Source organism: Streptomyces smyrnaeus (genome assembly GCF_017676345.1).
Lineage (GTDB): Bacteria > Actinomycetota > Actinomycetes > Streptomycetales > Streptomycetaceae > Streptomyces > Streptomyces smyrnaeus.
In genome coordinates, this window is sequence record NZ_JAFFZM010000015.1 from 92,849 (window position 1) to 112,796 (window position 19,948).

At 71.7% G+C, this 19,948-nt stretch carries 13 protein-coding genes and 1 riboswitch; of the genes, 9 read left to right on the top strand and 4 right to left on the bottom strand.

Features of this window, described 5'->3' with window-relative positions; translation table 11 throughout:
* Positions 1-110 precede the first annotated feature (110 nt).
* The 3 genes from JW613_RS23595 to JW613_RS23605 all read left to right on the top strand — a co-directional run bounded on the left by JW613_RS23595 (position 111) and on the right by JW613_RS23605 (position 4,594).
* A complete protein-coding gene (locus JW613_RS23595; protein WP_209212963.1) occupies positions 111-2,234 on the top strand; it encodes a DNA gyrase/topoisomerase IV subunit B in 2,124 nt (707 codons plus the stop codon).
* A 180-nt stretch (positions 2,235-2,414) separates the two neighbouring features.
* Positions 2,415-2,906, top strand: a complete 492-nt coding sequence (locus tag JW613_RS23600; protein WP_209212964.1) for a DUF485 domain-containing protein — start codon at positions 2,415-2,417, stop codon at positions 2,904-2,906.
* Positions 2,903-4,594, top strand: a complete 1,692-nt coding sequence (locus tag JW613_RS23605; protein ID WP_209212965.1) for a solute symporter family protein — start codon at positions 2,903-2,905, stop codon at positions 4,592-4,594. The genes JW613_RS23600 and JW613_RS23605 overlap by 4 nt, the downstream gene beginning before the upstream one ends.
* Here JW613_RS23605 and JW613_RS23610 read toward each other — a convergent pair.
* Both JW613_RS23610 and JW613_RS23615 read right to left on the bottom strand, forming a co-directional pair.
* Positions 4,572-6,185, bottom strand: a complete 1,614-nt coding sequence (locus JW613_RS23610) for a sensor histidine kinase (RefSeq protein WP_372447990.1) — start codon at positions 6,183-6,185, stop codon at positions 4,572-4,574. The two genes, JW613_RS23605 and JW613_RS23610, sit on opposite strands and share 23 nt — an antisense overlap.
* 316 nt (positions 6,186-6,501) lie before the next feature.
* Positions 6,502-7,518 (bottom strand): ferredoxin family protein, encoded by a 1,017-nt coding sequence (locus JW613_RS23615; RefSeq protein ID WP_209212966.1) that lies wholly within the window; start codon positions 7,516-7,518, stop codon positions 6,502-6,504.
* A gap of 223 nt (positions 7,519-7,741) precedes the next feature.
* Between JW613_RS23615 and JW613_RS23620 the strand changes: the two genes are divergently transcribed.
* Positions 7,742-8,932: a CobW family GTP-binding protein gene (locus tag JW613_RS23620; RefSeq protein ID WP_307866011.1), complete on the top strand. Its 1,191-nt coding sequence runs from the start codon at positions 7,742-7,744 to the stop codon at positions 8,930-8,932.
* Between the two features lie 123 nt (positions 8,933-9,055).
* Here the strand turns inward: JW613_RS23620 and JW613_RS23625 are convergent, their stop codons facing one another.
* On the bottom strand, positions 9,056-11,515 hold the full coding sequence (locus JW613_RS23625; RefSeq protein ID WP_209212967.1) for a DNA gyrase/topoisomerase IV subunit A: 2,460 nt from the start codon (positions 11,513-11,515) through the stop codon (positions 9,056-9,058).
* 259 nt (positions 11,516-11,774) lie between these two features.
* Between JW613_RS23625 and JW613_RS23630 the strand changes: the two genes are divergently transcribed.
* The 3 genes from JW613_RS23630 to JW613_RS23640 all read left to right on the top strand — a co-directional run bounded on the left by JW613_RS23630 (position 11,775) and on the right by JW613_RS23640 (position 15,786).
* On the top strand, positions 11,775-13,124 hold the full coding sequence (locus JW613_RS23630) for a M16 family metallopeptidase (RefSeq protein WP_209212968.1): 1,350 nt from the start codon (positions 11,775-11,777) through the stop codon (positions 13,122-13,124).
* An 80-nt stretch (positions 13,125-13,204) separates the two neighbouring features.
* On the top strand, positions 13,205-14,575 hold the full coding sequence (locus JW613_RS23635; protein WP_209213063.1) for a M16 family metallopeptidase: 1,371 nt from the start codon (positions 13,205-13,207) through the stop codon (positions 14,573-14,575).
* Between the two features lie 214 nt (positions 14,576-14,789).
* Positions 14,790-14,947: riboswitch (cyclic di-AMP (ydaO/yuaA leader) on the top strand.
* A gap of 14 nt (positions 14,948-14,961) precedes the next feature.
* Entirely contained in the window at positions 14,962-15,786 is an 825-nt protein-coding gene (locus tag JW613_RS23640) for a M23 family metallopeptidase (protein ID WP_099884818.1), read from the top strand.
* 237 nt (positions 15,787-16,023) lie between these two features.
* Here the strand turns inward: JW613_RS23640 and JW613_RS23645 are convergent, their stop codons facing one another.
* The gene (locus JW613_RS23645) at positions 16,024-16,305 is read right to left on the bottom strand and encodes an HPr family phosphocarrier protein (RefSeq protein ID WP_209212969.1); all 282 of its coding nucleotides are present in this window, start codon (positions 16,303-16,305) and stop codon (positions 16,024-16,026) included.
* A gap of 169 nt (positions 16,306-16,474) precedes the next feature.
* Here JW613_RS23645 and JW613_RS23650 point away from each other — a divergent pair, with 169 nt between their 5' ends.
* Together JW613_RS23650 and JW613_RS23655 are read left to right on the top strand one after the other, a co-directional pair.
* Entirely contained in the window at positions 16,475-19,249 is a 2,775-nt protein-coding gene (locus JW613_RS23650) for a bifunctional acetate--CoA ligase family protein/GNAT family N-acetyltransferase (protein WP_209212970.1), read from the top strand.
* Between the two features lie 72 nt (positions 19,250-19,321).
* Positions 19,322-19,924: a DUF5998 family protein gene (locus JW613_RS23655; protein ID WP_099884820.1), complete on the top strand. Its 603-nt coding sequence runs from the start codon at positions 19,322-19,324 to the stop codon at positions 19,922-19,924.
* Positions 19,925-19,948: the final 24 nt, after the last annotated feature.

Consider the following 19,948-nt stretch of genomic DNA (forward strand, 5'->3'; position numbering starts at 1 on the left):
TCGCACACTTCCGTCTCCTGGGTGGCACATCACGTGCCGTCCTGGGCCTCGGTACCCTCTGACGCGGCAACCCAGCCGTCTCAAGCAGAATTCAGCGAGGAGCGAACCGCGTGACCGCCGACATGTCCGTGCCGTCCACCGCACTGCTGACCGGGGCAGACCGCGAGGGCGGTTCCAATTACACCGCGCGGCATCTGCTTGTCCTGGAAGGGCTGGAGGCGGTCCGCAAGCGGCCGGGCATGTACATCGGCTCGACCGACAGTCGTGGCCTGCTGCACTGCCTCTGGGAAATTATCGACAACTCGGTTGACGAGGCGCTCGGCGGGTACTGCGACCGGATCGAGGTCATCCTGCACGAGGACGGCTCGGTCGAGGTCAGTGACAACGGCCGTGGCATTCCCGTCGACGTGGAGCCCAAGACGGGGCTCTCCGGTGTCGAGGTCGTGATGACGAAGCTGCACGCCGGCGGCAAGTTCGGTGGCGGTGCCTACGCGGCCTCCGGTGGTCTGCACGGTGTGGGCGCCTCGGTCGTCAACGCCCTCTCCTCCCGGCTGGACGTCGAGGTCGACCTCCACGGCAGGACCCACAGCATCAGCTTCCGCCGCGGGGTGCCCGGCATCTTCACCGAGTCCGGCCCCGACGCGCCGTTCGACCCCTCCAGCGGGCTGCTGAAGGGGAAGAAGATCCCGAAGACCCGTACGGGTACCCGGGTGCGCTACTGGGCGGACCGGCAGATCTTCCTCAAGGACGCCAAGCTCTCCCTGGAGACGCTGCACGCGCGTGCCCGTCAGACAGCGTTCCTGGTGCCCGGACTGACGATCGTCGTACGCGACGAGCGGGGGCCGGAGGACGAGGGCGTCGTCGAGGAGACGTTCCACTACGACGGCGGCATCAGCGAGTTCTGCGAGTACCTCGCCCCTGACAAGGCGGTCTGTGACGTGCTGCGGCTGCAGGGGCAGGGCACCTTCAAGGAGACGGTGCCGGTCCTGGACGACCGTGGTCACATGATCCCCACCGAGGTGCAGCGCGAGCTGGGGGTGGACATCGCGCTGCGCTGGGGCACCGGCTACGACTCGACGCTCAAGTCGTTCGTGAACATCATCGCCACCCCCAAGGGGGGCACCCATGTGGCGGGCTTCGAGCGGTCGGTGACCAAGACGGTCAACGAGGCGCTGCGTACGCACCGGCTGCTGAAGGTCGCCGACGACGACGTCGTCAAGGACGACGCCCTCGAAGGGCTGACCGCCGTGGTGACGGTCCGGCTGGCCGAGCCGCAGTTCGAGGGGCAGACCAAGGAGGTGCTGGGCACCTCGGCCGCCTCCCGGATCGTCTCGCAGGTGGTGGCCAAGGAACTGAAGGCGTTCTTGACCTCCTCCAAGCGGGACGCCAAGGCGCAGGCCCGCGCCGTGCTGGAGAAGGTCGCCGCCGCGGCCCGTACCCGGATCGCCGCGCGGCAGCACAAGGAGGCGCAGCGCCGGAAGACGGCACTGGAGTCCTCGGCGCTGCCCGCCAAGCTGGCCGACTGCCGCGCCGACGACATCGACCGCACCGAACTGTTCATCGTGGAGGGTGACTCCGCGCTCGGCACCGCCAAGGTGGCGCGGAACTCCGAGTTCCAGGCGCTGCTGCCGATCCGCGGCAAGATCCTCAACGTTCAGAAGTCGTCCGTCTCGGACATGCTCAAGAACGCCGAGTGCGGTGCGATCATCCAGGTCATAGGAGCCGGGTCCGGGCGGACCTTCGACATCGACCAGGCGCGCTACGGCAAGGTCATCTTCCTCGCCGACGCGGACGTCGACGGCGCGCACATCCGCTGTCTGCTGCTGACGCTCTTCCAGCGCTACATGCGGCCGATGGTGGAGGAGGGGCGGGTGTTCTCCGCGGTGCCGCCGCTGCACCGGATCGAGCTGATCAACCCGAAGAAGGGCCAGGACAAGTACCTGTACACCTATTCGGACAACGAGCTGCGCCAGACCCTGCTGGAGCTGGAGAGCAAGAAGATCCGCTACAAGGACTCCATCCAGCGCTACAAGGGGCTGGGTGAGATGGACGCCGACCAGCTGGCCGAGACCACCATGGACCCGCGCCACCGCACCCTGCGCCGCATCAACATCAGCGACCTGGAGGCGGCCGAGCAGGCGTTCGACCTGCTGATGGGCAGCGAGGTGGCTCCGCGCAGGGAGTTCATCAGCTCCTCCGCCGCCACGTTGGACCGCTCCCGCATCGACGTCTGAGACCGGCGTCCGAGTCGGCGTCCGAGCCGACGTGTGGGGCCGATGTGTCAGGTCGACGTCTGAGATCGGCGTCCGAGTAGGGACAGCCGGCTCTTTCGCCTCTTGAACAGCCTTCACCTGAAGGGGTGAAGGGGCCGGAATGCGCTGAATGTGATCCGGAGCCTGCGCCCATCCTGGGGCATGCGCATCGAAGATCCCTGGTACGACGCCGTGGCGACGGGCGGAGCCGAACTCGGCTGCGCCCGTGCCACCGCCCCGTCCCATCTGCCCGCCGCCCGAGTCACAGCCTCTCCCCGGCAGCAGCGGCCGGTGCGGCGGCCCGCCGCGCACGAGGTGTATCAGGCCGTTCAGCACAGCGCCGCCTTCCAGCAGGTCCGCCGCCGCTACCGGCGCTTCGCGCTGCCCGTGGGCGCGGCGTTCCTGCTGTGCTACCTCGGCTATCTGGTGCTCGCTGTCAGCGCTCCCGGGCTGATGGCGAGACCCGTGATCGGCGTGTTGAACGTCGGAATGGCCGCCTTTCTCGTGCAGTTCGCCGCCACGTTCCTGCTGACCTGGCTGTACGCGCGCCACGCCCGGTTGCGCAGGGACCACTCGGCGCTCGAACTACGCTGGGAGACCCAGGAGATGACCCGTGCGGCGGCGTCCGCCGCGCCCGGGGAGGGCGCGCGGTGAGCGGTGGTCATCAGGTGCTGACGCTGCTGCTGTTGAGCGCTGTCGTGGTCGCCACGCTGGCCGTCACCAGTTGGGTGGGCAGCAGACGGCACGCCTCCTCGCAGGAGTTCTACGCGGGTGGCAGGCTCTTCACCCCGCTGGAGAATGGTTTCGCCATCGCCGGTGACCACATGTCGGCCGCCGCCTTTCTCGGCATCGCCGGACTGGTCGCGCTCTACGGCTACGACGGGATGCTCTACTCCGTCGGCTTCCTGGTGGCGTGGTTCCTCGTCCTGCTCCTCATCGCCGAACCGGTACGCAACTGCGGGCGCTACACCCTCGCCGACGTCGTCGCCGTACGGGTACGTGAGCGGCCCGTCCGGATCGCGCTGGGATGCTCGTCCGTGACGGTCTCGGTGCTGTATCTGGTGGCGCAGCTGGTCGGTGCGGGCAGCCTGGTGGCGCTCGTGCTGGGCGGCTACGGGGGAGCGGCGTACGCCTGGACGGTGCTCGGGGTGGGCGCGCTGATGGTCTTCCACGTCGTCTGCGGCGGCATGCGGGCGGCCACCTGGATCCAGATCGCCAAAGCGGTGCTGCTGATGGGCGGTGCGCTGACGCTCAGCGTGCTGGTGCTGCTGCGGTTCGGCGGCGACCTTGCGGCTCTGCTCACCAGCGCCGCCGAAAACAGCGGCCACGGCAAGGACTTTCTCGCACCGGGCCTGCGCTACGGCGGCGCCGACCGGGTCTCCCGGCTCGACTTCCTCAGCCTCGGCCTGGCCCTGGTGCTCGGTACGGCCGGACTGCCGCACGTGCTGGCGCGCTTTTGCACCGTACCGACGGCGCGTGCCGCCCGTCGCTCCGCGGTGTGGGCGATCGGGCTCATCGGGAGCTTCTCCTTGATGACCATCGTCATCGGCGCCGGAGCGGCAGCGCTCGTGGGCACCGATGCCGTGCGCCGGTCGAACGCGGCCGGGAACACGGCCGTTCCGCTGCTGTCGGTCGAGTTGAGCGGTGGGACGCACGCCACCGGGGGAGCGGCAGTTGTCGCACTGGTGGCCGCTGTGGCCTTCGCTTCCGTCCTGGCCGCCGTCGCGGGCGTCACCCTCGCCGCATCGGCAGCCATGACCCATGATCTGTACGCGTCGTTGACGCCCCGACGGGACCGGCCCGGCGGCTGGTCGCAGAACGGCTGGCCGCAGGACGGTTGGTCGCGAGAGGGCCGGTCGCAACGGAGCTGGTCGCAGGGCGGCCGGAGGGGCGGCCGAAAGGGAGAGGTGGCCGTTGCCCGTATGGCTGCCGTGGTCATCGGCGCTGTCGCCGTCGGACTGAGCCTGTCGGCGCGGGAGCTGAACGTGGGGTTCCTGTTGGGCCTCGCCTTCGCCGTAGCCGCATCGGCCAACCTCCCCGTACTGCTGTACGCCCTCTTCTGGCGGCGGTTCACCACGTGCGGCGCCGTCTGCTCCGTCTACGGCGGACTGCTGCCCGCCGTCGTACTGGTGGTGTTCTCACCGGTCGTCTCGGGCGGCCCGCAGTCGCTGTTCCCCGGCCGGGACTTCGCGTACTTCCCGCTGGAGAACCCCGGGCTCGTCTCCATCCCGCTGGGATTCCTCGCGGGCTGGCTGGGCACGCTCCTTTCCCAACGGAGCGCCGATCCGGCACGGCACGCCGAGACGGAGGTGCGCTCCCTCACGGGCGCGGGCGCGGTATGACCCCGACCCCGGGCGGGGTGTGCCGTGCCGGGGCGCTCTTCGGGTGGAGGGCTTCGGGCAGAACGACGGTGAACTCGGCGCCGCCGTCCGGTCCCTCGCTCACCTGGGCGCTGCCGCCGTGGCGCTCCGCGAGTCGTCGTACGAGCGCCAGGCCGAGCCCGCGGCGGCCGTGCGCCGGCGGCTCCTTGGTGGACCAGCCCTCCGTGAAGACGGCTTCCCGGTGCTCGGGCGGGACGCCGGGGCCGCTGTCGCCCACCCGAAGGGTGAGCCCGGTCTGCCGGCCGTCCGCGTCGGGGACGAGCGCGACCGTTACCCGGCCACCGGGCGAACCGGCCGCCGCGTCCAGGGCGTTGTCGACCAGATTGCCCAACACCGTGGCCAGCTCCGGAGGGTCCACCAGACGGTCGGGCAGCAGCGTGCCCGGTGCGATGCGCAACGCGACCGAGCGCTCCGCCGCCACGGTGGCCTTGCCGACCAGCAGCGCGGCGAGCATCGGGTCGTGTATGTGGTCGGAGATCTCCTCCGCCGTCGCTCTGTGCACTCCGATGGCCTCGCTCAGATAGTCCACCGCGTCCTCGACCATGTCCAGCTGCAGCAGTCCGAGGAGGATGTGCATACGGTTGGCGTGTTCGTGGTCCTGGGCGCGCAGGGCGTCGATCAGCCCTTGTGAGCCGTCCAGTTCCCGGCCGAGGAGCTCCAGCTCGGTCCTGTCGCGGAGGGTCGCGACGGCCCCGCCGTCCTCGGTCGGCATCCGGTTGGCGACCAGTACCCGCCCGCCGCTGACCGTCAGCAGATCGGAGCCCGGCACCTCGCCCGCCAGCACCCTGGCCGTTCGCCCGGGACCCAGCGCCTCCTGCGGGGACAGCCCGATGTGCTGCCCGTCCAGATCCAGCAGCCGCTGCGCCTCGTCGTTGACCAGCCGGATCCGCCCGGAGGAGTCGAGCGCGACGACGCCCTCCCGGATACCGTGCAAAACCGCCTCCCGTTCGGCCAGCAGCGCGGTGATGTCGGAGAAGGCGAGGTCGTGGGTGCGCTTTTGCAGTCTGCGGAAGATGAGCAGCGCGGCGAGTGCGCCCACCCCGAGCGCGCCGCCGGCGTACGCCAGCAGACCCGGTACGGCCCGGGTGAAGCGGTCGCGCACGCTGTCGTAGGCGATGCCGACCGAGACGGCGCCGACGACCTTTCCCCGCTCGTCGCGCAGCGGAACCTTGCCCCGGGCCGATCTGCCCAGGGTCCCCTCGTCGATGTGGTGCACCTCCCGGCCGGCCAGCGCGGGGCCCGGGTCGGTGGAGACCCGGTGGCCGATGCGGCGGGGCTCCGCGTGCGACCAGCGGATGCCGCGGGTGTCCAGCACCACGATGTAGCTGGCGCCGGTGGCGTGCCGGATGCGTTCGGCGAGGCGCTGGACGGGGCCGTCGCGCGAGGGCCCGGCGCCGTCGGTCAGCAGGTCGTCCAGGCCGGGCTCGGCCGCCGTCGCCTGTGCGATGGCGAGCGCGCGCCGGGAGGCCTGGTCGTCGAGCTGGTTGCTGAAGGGCGCCAGGAACAGCCCGGTCGCCACGGCGGTCACCCCGGTGACGACTGCCAGTTGCATGAGCAGCACCTGGGAGGACACCCGCCGTGGCCAGCCGGGGCGACGCAGCGGCCGGTGCCGACGGCCGGGGTGGGAGGAGCGCCGGAACGCGAGTCGGACTGGTGTACGTCGTGCTGATGTGCGTCGTGCCGACTGTCCTGAGCGTGCTGAGTGTGTTGAGGGTGTGCCGGAGAGGGACACGGGCGACCTCACGGCGGGAGGGGACGGGCTGCGCGGTCCTCCGAACGGGGGACATAGCCGGACGGTATCCACCCCACCCGTGCCGACGCACCGGTCCGGACGCCGACGATCCAGCGGGCCGCAGGCGGTACGGGCGCTACGGGCGCGCCGGGGGTCCCTCGATCCGCACGACATCCATCCGCACCGGGGCGGCCGGGGTGGCGCCGCAGCTCGCGGGCAGAGCGGGCCCGTCCGCCGACTCGGCGAGGAGCACGCGCCAGCGGCGCCCGTCCATGTGCGCGAGGGTCACCCGCCACCGCCGCTGATCCGCGTCCGGCTGCTGCGGCTTCGCCGGCTCCTCGCGTACGGAGGTCACAGTCAGCGCGTGTGCGCTCGACTCGCCCGTACGCTCACGTACCGCCAGGTCGGCCGCCTGTCCCGGGCGGTCCCAGGCGGAGCGGCCTCGGCAGCCGTCCGTCAGGACATGACCGTCCCGTACGGCGTCCAGCACGCCCTTCACCGCCGGCGCGTCGAGCCGTCCGTACGCGTAGCCGTAGGGCAGCACCAGCAGCGTCGGTGCGAAGCGGTGGCCACCGATATGGGTGATCTCCCAGACGTTCGCCCCGCCGGAGGCCTCCAGCTCGGCCGCCAGTGGCCTGCCCAGCAGGGCGCAGCAGCGGTCCCGCTTGCCGTTGGTGCACACCAGGGCGAGCGGATCCCCCCGGTACGGCTCCCAGCCGAGACCGAGCGGAGGGACACCATCCGTATCCGTGGTGGCGCCGCCCACGCCGGCGGTGGCGCCGCCCACGCCGGTGGAGCCGCCGTCCAGTGCCGCGAAGTCCAGCTTCCGCAGTTCCCCCAGATCGTCGCCCGACAGCGCGACCGTACGGACCCACGAGTCGCCGGGGACCGTGCGGGCGAGATAGATCCGGTGCCGCGCAGTACTGGAGTTGTCGGCGTGCCGTCCGGGACGTCGGATCAGTGCGACCCGGCCGCCGTGCGCGCTCGCCGCCGCGTCGAGCGCCTGCCCGAGCTCCGGGTCGAGATGGCTCTGGGTCAGCGCCTTGTTGCCCCAGGGGCCCGGCTGCTCGATCAGCAGCCAGGTGCGGGCTGTCGCAGCCGTACCCGCTAGGGGCTCGGCCAAGGCCCGGGAGGCCGTCGCACACGTGCTCACACAGGCGAGCCTAACCTGGCCGGGCCTGCCGCGCCCGCTGCGCCACCGCGCGCCGCGCACCCCTCGGTCGCCTCGGTCGCCCTCTCGTTCGGCCGTCCTCCCGTCGCCCTGAGGGGACGACGGGAAAGTCCTGTTCGGTACGATCAGCAGCCGTTCCGCGGCAGCGGGGGTCCTGCCCCGCGAAGCCGCCACAGCACAGCGGAGCGAGGCAGGAGGGGAACACGTGGACGGTACGGAGGCCGGCAGCCGACGGGGAGCGGTGGGCGGCCGGATCCCGGTCGTCGTCCTGGCCGGGTTCCTCGGCTCCGGGAAGACCACTCTCCTCAACCATCTGCTGCGCCGCGCCCGAGGCACCCGCATCGGTGCGATCGTCAACGACTTCGGCAGCATCGAGATCGACGCCATGGCCGTCTCCGGCCAGGTGGACTCCATGGTCTCCCTCGGGGACGGCTGCCTGTGCTGCGCCGTGGACACCAGCGACATGGACGAGGTCCTCGACGTCCTCGCGCGCCCCGCGGCCGGAATGGACGTCATCGTGATCGAGGCCAGCGGGGTGGCAGAGCCGGAGACGCTGATCCGGATGGTGCTGGCCAGCGGGAGTCCGCACATCGTCTACGGCGGTCTCGTGGAGGTCGTCGATGCGGCGGAGTTCGAGGCCGTACGCGCGGGCCATCCCGAGTTGGAGCGCCATGTCGGTGCGGCCGATCTGCTCGTCCTCAACAAGGCCGACCGGGTGCCCGACGAGCGCCGTGAAGCGCTCCGCGCCGAACTGCGACGGCTCAGCCCCGGTACGCCCGTCGTCCCCGCCACCTTCGGCCGTGTCGACCCGGCGCTGCTCTTCGACCGCGTACGGCGGGAGCGCCCGCCGGTCGAACAGCTCTCGTTCGACTCGCTGCTGTACGGCGACGGCGACGGCGAGGAGCACGGCCACGGGACCGGGGGAGATGAGGGCGAGCACGGGTGCGGCGGCGAGGGCAGCCATGCCACGCATCTGCACGCCGCCTACGAGTCGGTGGAGTTCGTCTCCGACCGGCCGCTCGACCCGCGCCGCTTCCTGGATTTCCTGGACGCCAGGCCCGATGGGCTGTACCGGATCAAGGGCTATGTGGACTTCGGCGCGGCCGACCCCGACAACGTGTACGAGGTGCACGCCGTGGGCGGCTTCCTCCGCTTCGCCCCGGAGCGGCCCTCCCGGTCGAAGGAGCGGCGTACCGAGCTGGTGATGATCGGCTCGGGCGTGGACGGTGCCGCCCTGCACGACGGGCTCAGCGCGTGCGCCGTCGACCCGGAGGGGCCGGGACCGGACGAGCGCGCGATGTGGGGAGTGCTCCGCTACGTCGACAGCGACCAGGAGGACGAGTCGGATCTGCTGGTCGCGGCGGCCGACGAGGCCGCCGAGCCCCTCCCGTCGTAGTTGCCCGCCCCGTTGTCGTCGCTCGTCCCCCGGCGACGCTCGACGCGACGGCGGGGACAGTGCTGGGGGCGCGCTGCCCCCGGCACCTTCGGGCTTCGGTTCGGCTCCGCCCGCCCCGGGCAACTACACCGGGCCCGCCACCGCGGCGATCTGCTTCTTCAGCGGCAGCCCCGAACCGTCCCTGCGCGGGTCGGGTTCGGGCAGCTCGGCGGGGGCGCCGGTCCTGGTCGCCGCCAGTGCGGGGGTGGCGCCCGCCCAGGCCAGCCGCAGCCGGTCCTCGCCCTTGAGGAAGCGCTGGCAGCGCACGCCGCCCGTCGCACGCCCCTTGCGCGGGTACTGGTCGAACGCGGTGAACTTGGCCGTGCTCAGCGAGTCGTCCAGTGTGCCCTCCGAACCGGCGGCCGTGAAGACGGCCGCCTCCGCGGCCGGGTCGACGGCGCCGAAGAAGAGCACCTTCGCGTCCTGGGCGAGCTTGATACCCGCCACTCCGCCCGCGGGACGGCCCTGCGGACGCACCTGGCTCGCCTGGAAGCGCAGCAGCTGTGCGTCGTCGGTGATGAAGACCAGGTCCTCCTCGCCGGTGCGCAGCTCGGCGCCGCCGACGATGCGGTCGCCGTCCTTGAGGGTGATCACCTCCAACTCGCCCCGGTTGGCCGGATAGTCGGGCACCACCCGCTTGACGACGCCCTGCTGGGTGCCGATCGCCAGCCCCGGTGACGACTCGTCGAGCGTGGTCAGACAGATCAGCGTCTCGTCGTTCTCCAGGGTGAGGAACTCCGAGATCTGTGCTCCGCCCGCCAGATTGGGCGAGGTGGCCGTCTCGGGCAGTTGCGGAAGGTCGACCACCTGCAACCGCAGCAGACGGCCCGTCGAGGTCACGGCTCCCACTTCGCCGCGGGTGGTGGCCGGCACGGCGGAGACGATCACGTCGTGTTTGACGCGCTTGGCCGACTCGCCGAACTCCATGCCGCCGTTGGCCGTGCGGGCGAGCAGGCCCGTGGAGGAGAGCAGCACCCGGCACGGGTCGTCGGCGACCTCCAGCGGCACGGCGGCCACCGTAACCTCGGCGGAGTCGAGCAGCTCGGTGCGGCGCGGGGTGCCGTACTTCTTGGCGACGGCGGACAGTTCCGAGGAGACGAGCTTGCGCAGCTCCGCGTCCGACTCCAGGATCCGGGTCAGCTTCTCGATCTCGTCCTTGAGCCGGTCCCGCTCGTCCTCCAGCTCGATCCGGTCGAACTTGGTGAGCCGGCGCAGCGGGGTGTCGAGGATGTACTGGGTCTGGATCTCGCTGAGTCCGAAGCGGGAGATGAGCGAGGCCTTCGCCTCGGCGGCGTTCTCACTCGACCGGATGATCCTGATGACCTCGTCGATGTCGACGAGCGCCACCAGCAGGCCCTCCACCAGGTGCAGCCGGTCGCGCCGCTTGCCGCGCCGGAACTCGCTGCGCCGCCGCACCACGTCGAACCGGTGGTCGACGTAGACCTCCAGCAGCTCCTTGAGGCCGAGCGTGAGCGGCTGGCCGTCCACCAGCGCGACGTTGTTGATGCCGAAGGACTCCTCCATCGGCGTCAGCTTGTACAGCTGGGAGAGGACAGCTTCCGGGTTGAAGCCGTTCTTGACCTCGATGACCAGGCGCAGCCCGTGCTCGCGGTCGGTCAGGTCCTTGACGTCCGCGATGCCCTGCAGCTTCTTCGCGTTGACCAGGTCCTTGATCTTGGAGATGACCTTCTCGGGACCGACGGCGAACGGCAGCTCGGTGACCACGATGCCCTTGCGCCGGGCCGTGACCTGTTCGATCGAGACCGTGGCACGGATCTTGAAGGAGCCGCGTCCGGAGACGTAGGCGTCCTTGATGCCCTCCCGGCCGACGATCTTGCCCCCGGTGGGCAGGTCGGGGCCCGGGATGAAGCCCATCAGGGTCTCCAGGTCGGCGCCCGGGTGCTTGATCAGATGGCGGGCTGCCGCGATGACCTCGGTGAGGTTGTGCGGCGGCATGTTCGTGGCCATGCCGACCGCGATCCCCGAGGCGCCGTTCACCAGAAGGTTGGGGTAGGCGGCCGGCAGCGTGACGGGTTCTTCCTCGCTGCCGTCGTAGTTGGCACCGAAGTCGACCGTCTCCTCGTCGATCGACTCGACCATCAGCCCGGCGGCGGGCGCGGCCCGGCACTCGGTGTACCGCATCGCCGCGGGCGGGTCGTCGTTGCCCAGCGAACCGAAGTTGCCGTGGCCGTCCACGAGCGGCAGCCGCATCGAGAAGTCCTGTGCCATCCGCACCAGGGCGTCATAGATGGGGGAGTCACCGTGCGGGTGGAGCTTACCCATCACCTCGCCCACCACGCGGGCGCACTTCACATACGACCTGTCGGGGCGCAGGCCCATCTCGTGCATCTGGTACAGGATCCGGCGCTGCACGGGTTTCATCCCGTCGCGGGCGTCGGGGAGCGCGCGCGAGTAGATGACCGAATACGCATACTCCAGGTAGGAGCCCTGCATCTCGTCGACGACGTCGATGTCGACGATGCGCTCCTCGAAGTCCTCTCCCGGCTCCGGTGCCGGTGTACGGCTTTTACTGCGGCGGGCCATCGCGGCTGCGGCTCCTTCGCTGCTTCGTGCTGTCGCTCTTGTGCTGTCGCTCTTCGCGCTGTCGCTCTTGTTGCTGTCGATCGACCATTGTGGACCGCCGCACTGACAGGGCGGTCGCTCGGTAGACCGTACGGGAACTTCGCACCTTGTCGGCGTGGTTGCATACAGTGACAGGGCCGCCGGTCGCACGAGTGCGAGGCGGTCCGCAGTTCCCGGCGCCCGGCCGGGACACCCCCGCGAGCGAAGGGACTCCACGCGCATGGGTCACACGGCCACGCCCCCGCCGGCCACCGGTGGGCTGACAGCGACGGAGCATCGGCTGGCCAACGGCCTGCGGGTGGTGCTCTCCGAGGACCATCTGACCCCCGTCGCCGCTGTCTGCCTCTGGTACGACGTCGGTTCCCGTCACGAGGCCAAGGGCCGCACCGGCCTGGCTCACCTCTTCGAGCACCTGATGTTCCAGGGCTCGGCGCAGGTGAAGGGCAACGGGCACTTCGAGCTGGTGCAGGGCGCCGGCGGCTCGCTGAACGGCACCACCAGCTTCGAGCGCACCAACTATTTCGAGACCATGCCGGCCCATGAGCTGGAACTCGCCCTGTGGCTGGAGGCGGACCGGATGGGGTCGCTGCTGGCCGCGCTGGACGAGGAGTCCATGGAGAACCAGCGCGACGTGGTCAAGAACGAGCGCAGGCAGCGCTACGACAACGTGCCCTACGGCACCGCGTTCGAGCGCATGACGGCCATGGCCTTCCCCGAGGGCCACCCCTACCACCACACCCCGATCGGTTCCATGGCCGACCTGGACGCGGCCTCCCTGGAGGACGCGCGGGAGTTCTTCCGTACGTACTACGCGCCCAACAACGCCGTGCTGTCCGTCGTCGGCGACATCGACCCGGAGCAGACGCTTGCCTGGATCGAGAAGTATTTCGGCTCCATCCCGGGCCACGACGGGAAGCGCCCGCCGCGCGACGGCTCGCTGCCCGACCTGATCGGCGAGGAGAAGCGCGAGGTCGTCGAGGAGGACGTGCCCTCCCGCGCGCTGATGAACGGCTACCGCCTGCCGCACGACGGCACCCGCGGGGCGGACGCGGCCGACCTGGCGCTGACCGCGCTGGGCGGCGGCGAGTCCTCCCGCCTCTACGCCCGGCTGGTGCGGCACGACCGCTCCGCGGTGGCGGCCGGTTTCGGCATGCTCCGGCTGGCGGGCGCCCCCTCGCTGGGCTGGCTGGACATCAAGGCGTCCAGCGGCGCGGAGATCGCCGACATCCAGGCGGCGGTCGACGAGGAGCTGCGCCGCTTCGCCGAGGAGGGCCCCAGCGAGGAGGAGATGGAACGGGCCCAGGCGCAGTTGGAGCGCGAGTGGCTGGACCGGCTGGCGACGGTCGGTGGACGCGCCGACGAACTGTGCCGGTACGCGGTGCTCTTCGGCGACCCCCAGCTCGCGCTGACGGCGGTGAGCCGCGTGCTGGAGGTGACCCGCGAGGAGGTGCGGGAGGTGGCGGCGCAGCGGCTGCGCTCCGACAACCGCGCCGTGCTGGTGTACGAACCGCTCGCGCACGAGGACGAGCCGGCGAACGCGGCGAACGACGACGAGGAGGCCGGGCAGTGAGCGAGACACCGGCGAGCACGAACCCCGCAGGAACGGCGAGCACGAGCCCCGCGGGCATCGCGGAGACAGCAGGCAAGAGCATGGAGTTCCACCCCCAGCCGCCCAGCGGCACTCCGAAGCCGTGGGCCTTCCCCACCCCCGAGCGCGCCACGCTGCCCAACGGGCTGACGGTGCTGCGCTGCCACCGCCCGGGCCAGGAAGTGGTGGCCGTCGAGGTGAATCTGCGGGCGCCGCTGGACGCGGAGCCGGAGGGGCTGGACGGTGTCGCCACCATCATGGCCCGCGCGCTGAGCGAGGGCACGGACAAGCACACGGCCGAGGAGTTCGCCGCCGAGCTGGAGCGGTGCGGCGCCACGCTCGACGCCAACGCCGACCACCCCGGCGTGCGCGTCTCGCTGGAGGTGCCCGTCTCGCGGCTGCCCAAGGCGCTGGGTCTGCTGGCCGACGCGTTGCGCGCTCCAGCCTTCCCGGACGGCGAGGTCGAACGGCTCGTCGCCAACCGGCTGGACGAGATCCCGCACGAGCTGGCCAACCCGGCGCGTCGCGCCGCCAAGGAGTTCTTCCGCGAGCTGTTCCCCGCCGAGTCGCGGATGTCCCGGCCCCGGCAGGGCTCCGAGGAGACGGTGCGGCGCATCGACGCGGCTGTCGTGCGCGCCTTCTACGAGGCCCATGTGCGCCCCGCGGCGGCCACCGCCGTGGTGGTCGGCGATCTGGAGGGCGTCGATCTGGACGCGGCGCTCGCCGAGACCCTGGGCGGTTGGACGGGAGCTGCCGCGGCGGTGCGCCCCATGCCGCCCATCTCCGCCGACGACGCGGGCCGGGTGGTCATCGTCGACCGGCCCGGTGCGGTGCAGACGCAGCTGCTGATCGGCCGGACCGGCCCCGACCGGCACGACCGGGTGTGGCCCGCGCAGCTGTTGGGCGTCTACTGCCTGGGCGGCACCCTCACCTCCCGGCTGGACCGGGTGCTGCGCGAGGAGAAGGGCTACACCTACGGGGTGCGGGCGTTCGGGCAGGTGCTGCGCTCCGCCGAGGACGGCAGCGGTGCCGCGATGCTGGCCATCAGCGGTTCGGTGGCCACCGATGTGACAGGACCCGCGCTGGCCGACCTGTGGCAGGTGCTGCGCAAGCTGGCCGCCGAGGGGCTGACCGACGAGGAGCGGGACGTGGCGGTCCGGAACCTGGTGGGGGTGGCGCCGCTGCGCTACGAGACGGCCGCGGCGGTCGCCGGGACGCTGGCCGACCAGGTGGAGGAATATCTGCCGGACGACTACCAGGCGCGGCTCTACACCCAACTCGCCGAGACGGGGACGGTGGAGGCCACCGCTGCGGTGGTCAGTGCGTTGCCGGCGGACCGGCTGGTGACGGTGCTGGTCGGGGACGCCGCCCAGATCGCCGATCCGGTACGCGAGTTGGGCATCGGCGAGGTCAAGGTGGTCTCCGGATCCTGACCCCGCGGGTGGGGCGCCGACGGCAGTGAGAAGTGGGGCCCGGGAGGAGGAATCACTCCTTCCGGGCCCCTCTCAATGTCCGCTTCTGTAGCGGTTGCTGATGAGTTGGAGTGTGGCGTACGTGACAAACCCAGGGTTTTGTTTGCCGCTTGGAGTCGGCCCCGATTAGCGTCGTTGCCGCTGTCCGTCAGAAGTGACCGCACCCGCGGCCGACGGACAGCGATCGCCGAATCCCCGAGGCGAACAGGCCGAGGGGGACCGGGGACCCAGGTCCCATTGGGGTGAATCGGACGGCCTCGTAAGAGGCGGTCCGTAGGAGACCTTCCTGCTCCGAACCCGTCAGCTAACCCGGTAGGCGAGAAGGAAGGAAAGGAGTACGCCTCCGTATGGCGTTCACCCGTGCCACTGGCAAACACAGGCGTCCGAGCAAGGCCCGCAGCAGGGCCGCAGGCGGAGCGGCGGGCATAGCCGGCCTCGCCACTGTCGGCGTCGTCGGGTCCATCGCCTCCCCCGCCTTCGCCGCGAGCGAAGGGCAGAAGCACACCCCCGTCCAGCAGGACGCGAAGATGAGTGAGGTCGTCGGCGGGCCGATCTCCGAGACGCTGGACGAGCAGGCCTACACGCAGGCGCTGCGGGCCGAGCAGGCCAAGGCCGAGGCCGACGCCAAGGCGGAGGCCGCCAAGGCGAAGGCCGAAGCCAAGCGGAAGGCCGACGAGGCCCGGCGCAAGGCGGCGGCCGAGAAGGCGGAGAAGGAGCGCGACGCGAAGCTCAAGGCCGCGCGGGAGGCCGAGCGGGCGAAGCTCAACGCCTATGTGGCGCCCGTCGAGGGGTCCTACGTCTCCACCGGCTACAAGCAGGGCGGCGGCATGTGGTCGTCCGGCAGCCACACCGGCATCGACTTCCACGCGGGCATGAACACCCCGGTCCGCTCCGTGGCCGCCGGTGAGGTCGTGGAGGCCGGGAACGGCGGTGCCTACGGCAACAACATCGTGATCAAGCACAAGGACGGCACGTACACGCAGTACGGCCACCTGAACTCGATCGGCGTCTCGGTCGGCCAGCAGGTCAAGGCGGGTCAGCAGATCGGCCTCTCCGGCTCGACCGGCAACTCCTCGGGGCCGCATCTGCACTTCGAGGCGCGGACCTCTCCGGACTACGGCTCGGACATCGACCCGCTGGCCTATCTGCGCCAGCACGGCGTCAAGATCTGACCGAGCGTCGGGGCGCGGCCCGTCGGGTTTCCCGTCGGACTCTCGTCGTCGTGGGTGCCCGCCGCCGTGGCGGACTTCTGCGAGGGGGCGAACGGACCGGCCGGTCCGTTCGCCCCCTCGCGTTCTCCCGACCGGAGAGCGTTCTCCCGACCGGAGAGCACGAGGGGGGCGCCGCACGTCAGGTGCGACGCCCCCCTCGTCGTGTCGACGCGGCGGCGGCCGAAGCCGCAGCGTTCGTCAGACCGTCTCCGGGAGCTCCTCCAGCCCCTCCGAGACCAGCTTCGCCAGCCGGTCGAGGGCCTCCTGGGCGCCGTCCGCCTCGGAGGCGAGGACGATCTCCTCGCCGCCCTCCGCGCCCAGGCCGAGCACGCCGAGCATGGAAGCCGCGTTGACGGCGTTGCCCTCACCCTTGCGGACGGTGACCGGGACGCCGGCAGCCGAGGCGGCACGGACGAAGATGGAGGCGGGGCGGGCGTGCAGCCCCTCGGCCCAGCCGACGGTGACGCGGCGCTCAACCATGGTGTTGCCCTTCGATCGCTAAGCTTGTCTAGACCAGTTTTGCACGATTGCCGAGGTGCCCCACGAGCCGGCGGGTGCTGGCCAGGAAGCGGCGGCGCTCATGCCAGCGACGATACGACGCATCCCGGACGCGGCAGCACGCGCCCTGCCTCCGCCGTACGCTGGCCCCATGCCGAGCCCCGAGGAGCGCGCCTATCCGGCCCACTGGGAAGCCGACATCGTGCTGCGCGACGGAGGTACGGCCCGGGTCAGGCCGATCACTCCCGAGGACGCCGAGCGGCTGGTCAGCTTCTACGAGCAGGTGTCCGACGAGTCGAAGTACTACCGCTTCTTCGCGCCCTACCCCCGGCTGTCCGACCGCGACGTGCGCCGCTTCACCCACCATGACTACGTCGACCGGGTCGGCCTCGCGGCGACCATCGGCGGAGAGTTCATCGCGACCGTCCGCTACGACCGCATCGACCACCTCGGCCGCCCCGCCGGCGCACCCGCCGACGAGGCCGAGGTCGCCTTCCTGGTCCGTGACGACCAGCAGGGCAGGGGAGTGGCCTCCGCGCTCCTCGAACACATCGGTGCCGTGGCCCGGGAGCGCGGCATCCGGCGCTTCGCGGCCGAGGTGCTGCCGGCCAACACCAAGATGATCAAGGTGTTCACGGATGCCGGATACTCCCAGAAGCGCAGCTTCGAGGACGGTTCCGTCCACCTCACCCTCGATCTGGAACCCACCGAACGCTCCCTGGCCGTCATGCGGGCCCGCGAGCAGCGTGCCGAGGCCCGCTCCGTCGCCCGCCTGCTGGCCCCCGGCTCCGTCGCCGTCGTCGGCGTCAGCCGCACACCCGGCGGCACGGGCCGCGCCGTGCTGGGCAGCCTGCGCACCGGCGGCTTCGCCGGGCGGCTGCACGCCGTCAACGCGGCGCTGGACCCGGCGGCCTCCCCGACCCTGGCCGGAGTGCCCGGCCACCGCTCGGTGCGGGAGATCCCCGAGCACGTCGACCTGGCCGTCCTCGCCGTCCCCGCCGACCAGCTGCGCACCGTCGTCGACGACTGCGGCGAGGCGGCCGTGCAGGGGCTGGTGGTCCTCTCCGAGGGGGTCGGCCGGGGCGAGCAGCGCGAGCTGGTCCGGCTCGCCCGCTCCTACGGCATGCGGCTGATCGGCCCCGGAGCCCTCGGTCTGATCAACACGGGCGAGGACGTACGACTGAACGCGACCCCCTCGCTGCGGATGCCCGCGCGCGGCAGGATCGGCGTCTTCACCCAGTCCGGCGCCATCGGCATCGCGCTGCTCGACGGGCTCGACCGGCGCGGCGTCGGCCCCTCCTCCTTCGTCTCGGCGGGCAACCGCGCCGATGTCTCCGGCAACGACCTCCTCCAGCACTGGGACGAGGACACGGCCACCGATGTCGTACTGATGTACCTGGAGTCCATCGGCAACCCGCGCAAGTTCACCCGGCTCGCCCGGCGTACCGCGGCCCGCAAGCCGGTCGTCGTCGTCAAGGGGGCCAGGCAGCGCGGCAGCGCACCCCCACCGGGTCACGCCGCCCCGGCAGCCCGCACCCCGGACGCCACCGTCTACGCGCTGTTGCGCCAGGCGGGCGTCCTGATGGTCGACACCTTCACCGAACTGCTGGACACCGGGGTGCTCCTCGCCGAGCAACCGCCACCGGCAGGTCCGCATGTCGGCATCCTCGGCAACACCGACGCGATGAGCCTGCTGACCTACGACGCCTGCCTCACCGACGGGCTGCGCCCCCGCCCCGTCGTGGCGCTGCCCAGCGCGGCGCAGCCCGGCGACTTCGGCCGGGCACTGCGTGCGGCGCTCGATGACGCGGCCACCGACGCCGTGCTGGTCACGGTCATCCCCACCGTGCCCACCGAGCCCTCGGGCGGCACCGTCCCCACCGGACTCGCGGGCAGCGCCGGTGCGGCCGGACCGGACAGTCCGCCCGACCACCACATCGAAGCGCTCGCCGACGCCCTGCGGGAAGCCGTCGAGGACGTCGCCGCCACCGAGGGCGCCCGGCGCAAACCGGTGGCGGTCGTCCACCTGGCCATGGAGGGGCTGCAAAAGGCGCTGGCCAGGCGGGGCCTGCCCGCCTACCCGACGCCCGAGCGCGCTTCCCGCGCCCTCGCCGAGGCCGTGCGCTACTCCCGGTGGCGGGCGGAGGCCGGCGAGCCGGGCAAGGTGCCCGACCTCGACGTCGACGAGTCCGCCGCCGCCCGACTGCTGGCCGACGCGACCCCGGCCGCGCCCGGGGGCGGCCGTGCCCTCAGCGACGGGGAGGCCGCCGGGCTGCTGCACAGCTACGGCATCGCCGTCCAGCCCGCACTCCCCGCGCCGGACGCCGACGCGGCCGTCGCGGCGGCCCGCACCCTGGGCTTCCCCGTCGCGCTCAAGACCACGGCCCCCCACCTGCGGCACCGCGCGGACCTGGGCGGGGTGCGGCTGGACATCGCGGGCGAGGCGGGGCTGCGGCGTGCCTACGGGGAGCTGACCGCAGCGCTCGGCGCGCCCGAGGAGCTGCGCCCGGTCGTGCAGGCGATGGCGCCGCGCGGTGTGGGCACCGTCATCCGGGGCACGCTCGATCCGGCCATCGGCGCCGTCCTCTCCTTCGGCCTGGCGGGCCCGCCCTCGGAGCTGCTGGGGGATTCGGCGCACCGGCTGGTGCCCGTCACCGACAAGGAGGCCGCCGGGCTGGTCCGCGCCATCCGCTCGGCACCGCTGCTGTTCGGCTGGCGGGGGGCCGAGCCCTCGGACACCGCTGCGCTGGAGGAGGTGCTGCTGCGGGTGTCGCTGCTGATGGACGATCATCCGCAGGTGGTCGCCGTGGAGCTCGACCCGGTCGTGGTGGCCCCTCGCGGCGTGACCGTGTTGGGCGCCGCCGTCCGCGTCGCCGACCCCGGGAACCGCCCCGACCTGGGAGCCCGCAGGCTCCCGGCCTACTGAGGGTGCGACAGTGGACGTACAGGGGGGAGCGGGCCGGGGCTGCGTCGCCCTGAGGCCCTTAGGATGGCAGTTATGGCGAAGACCGGTACGACGACGCAGGGGCTGCGTGAGGCGATCGAGCGCAGCGGCTACTACCCGGCCCTCGTAGCCGAGGCTGTCGAGGCAGCGGTGGGTGGGGAGCCAGTGGCCTCGTACCTCGTGCATCAGGAGACGACATTCGACTCCAACGAGGTCCGTCGCCACGTCACGGTCCTTGTACTCACCCGCACCCGCTTCCTCGTCAGCCACACCGATGAGCAAGCGGCGGACGGCACCTCGCCCTCCCCTTACGCCACCACCTCCACCGAGTCCGTGAAGCTGGAGCGGATCTCCTCCGTCGTGCTCTCCCGGGTGGTGGCCAACCCCGAGTCCTACACCCCGGGCACCCTGCCCCGCGAGGTCGTCCTCACCATCGGCTGGGGCGCCGTCTCCCGTCTCGACATGGAGCCCGCCACCTGCGGCGACCCCAACTGCGAGGCCGACCACGGCTACACCGGCTCGGCCACCGCCGACGACCTCTCGCTGCGGGTCAGCGAGGCGGGCGACGGCCCGGACACCGTCCGTCAGACCCTCGCTTTCGCCCAGGCCCTGTCCGAGGCCACCGCCGGCGCCACCCGGGTCGGACCCCCGCAGTGACCTCTGAGAACACCCAGCAACCGC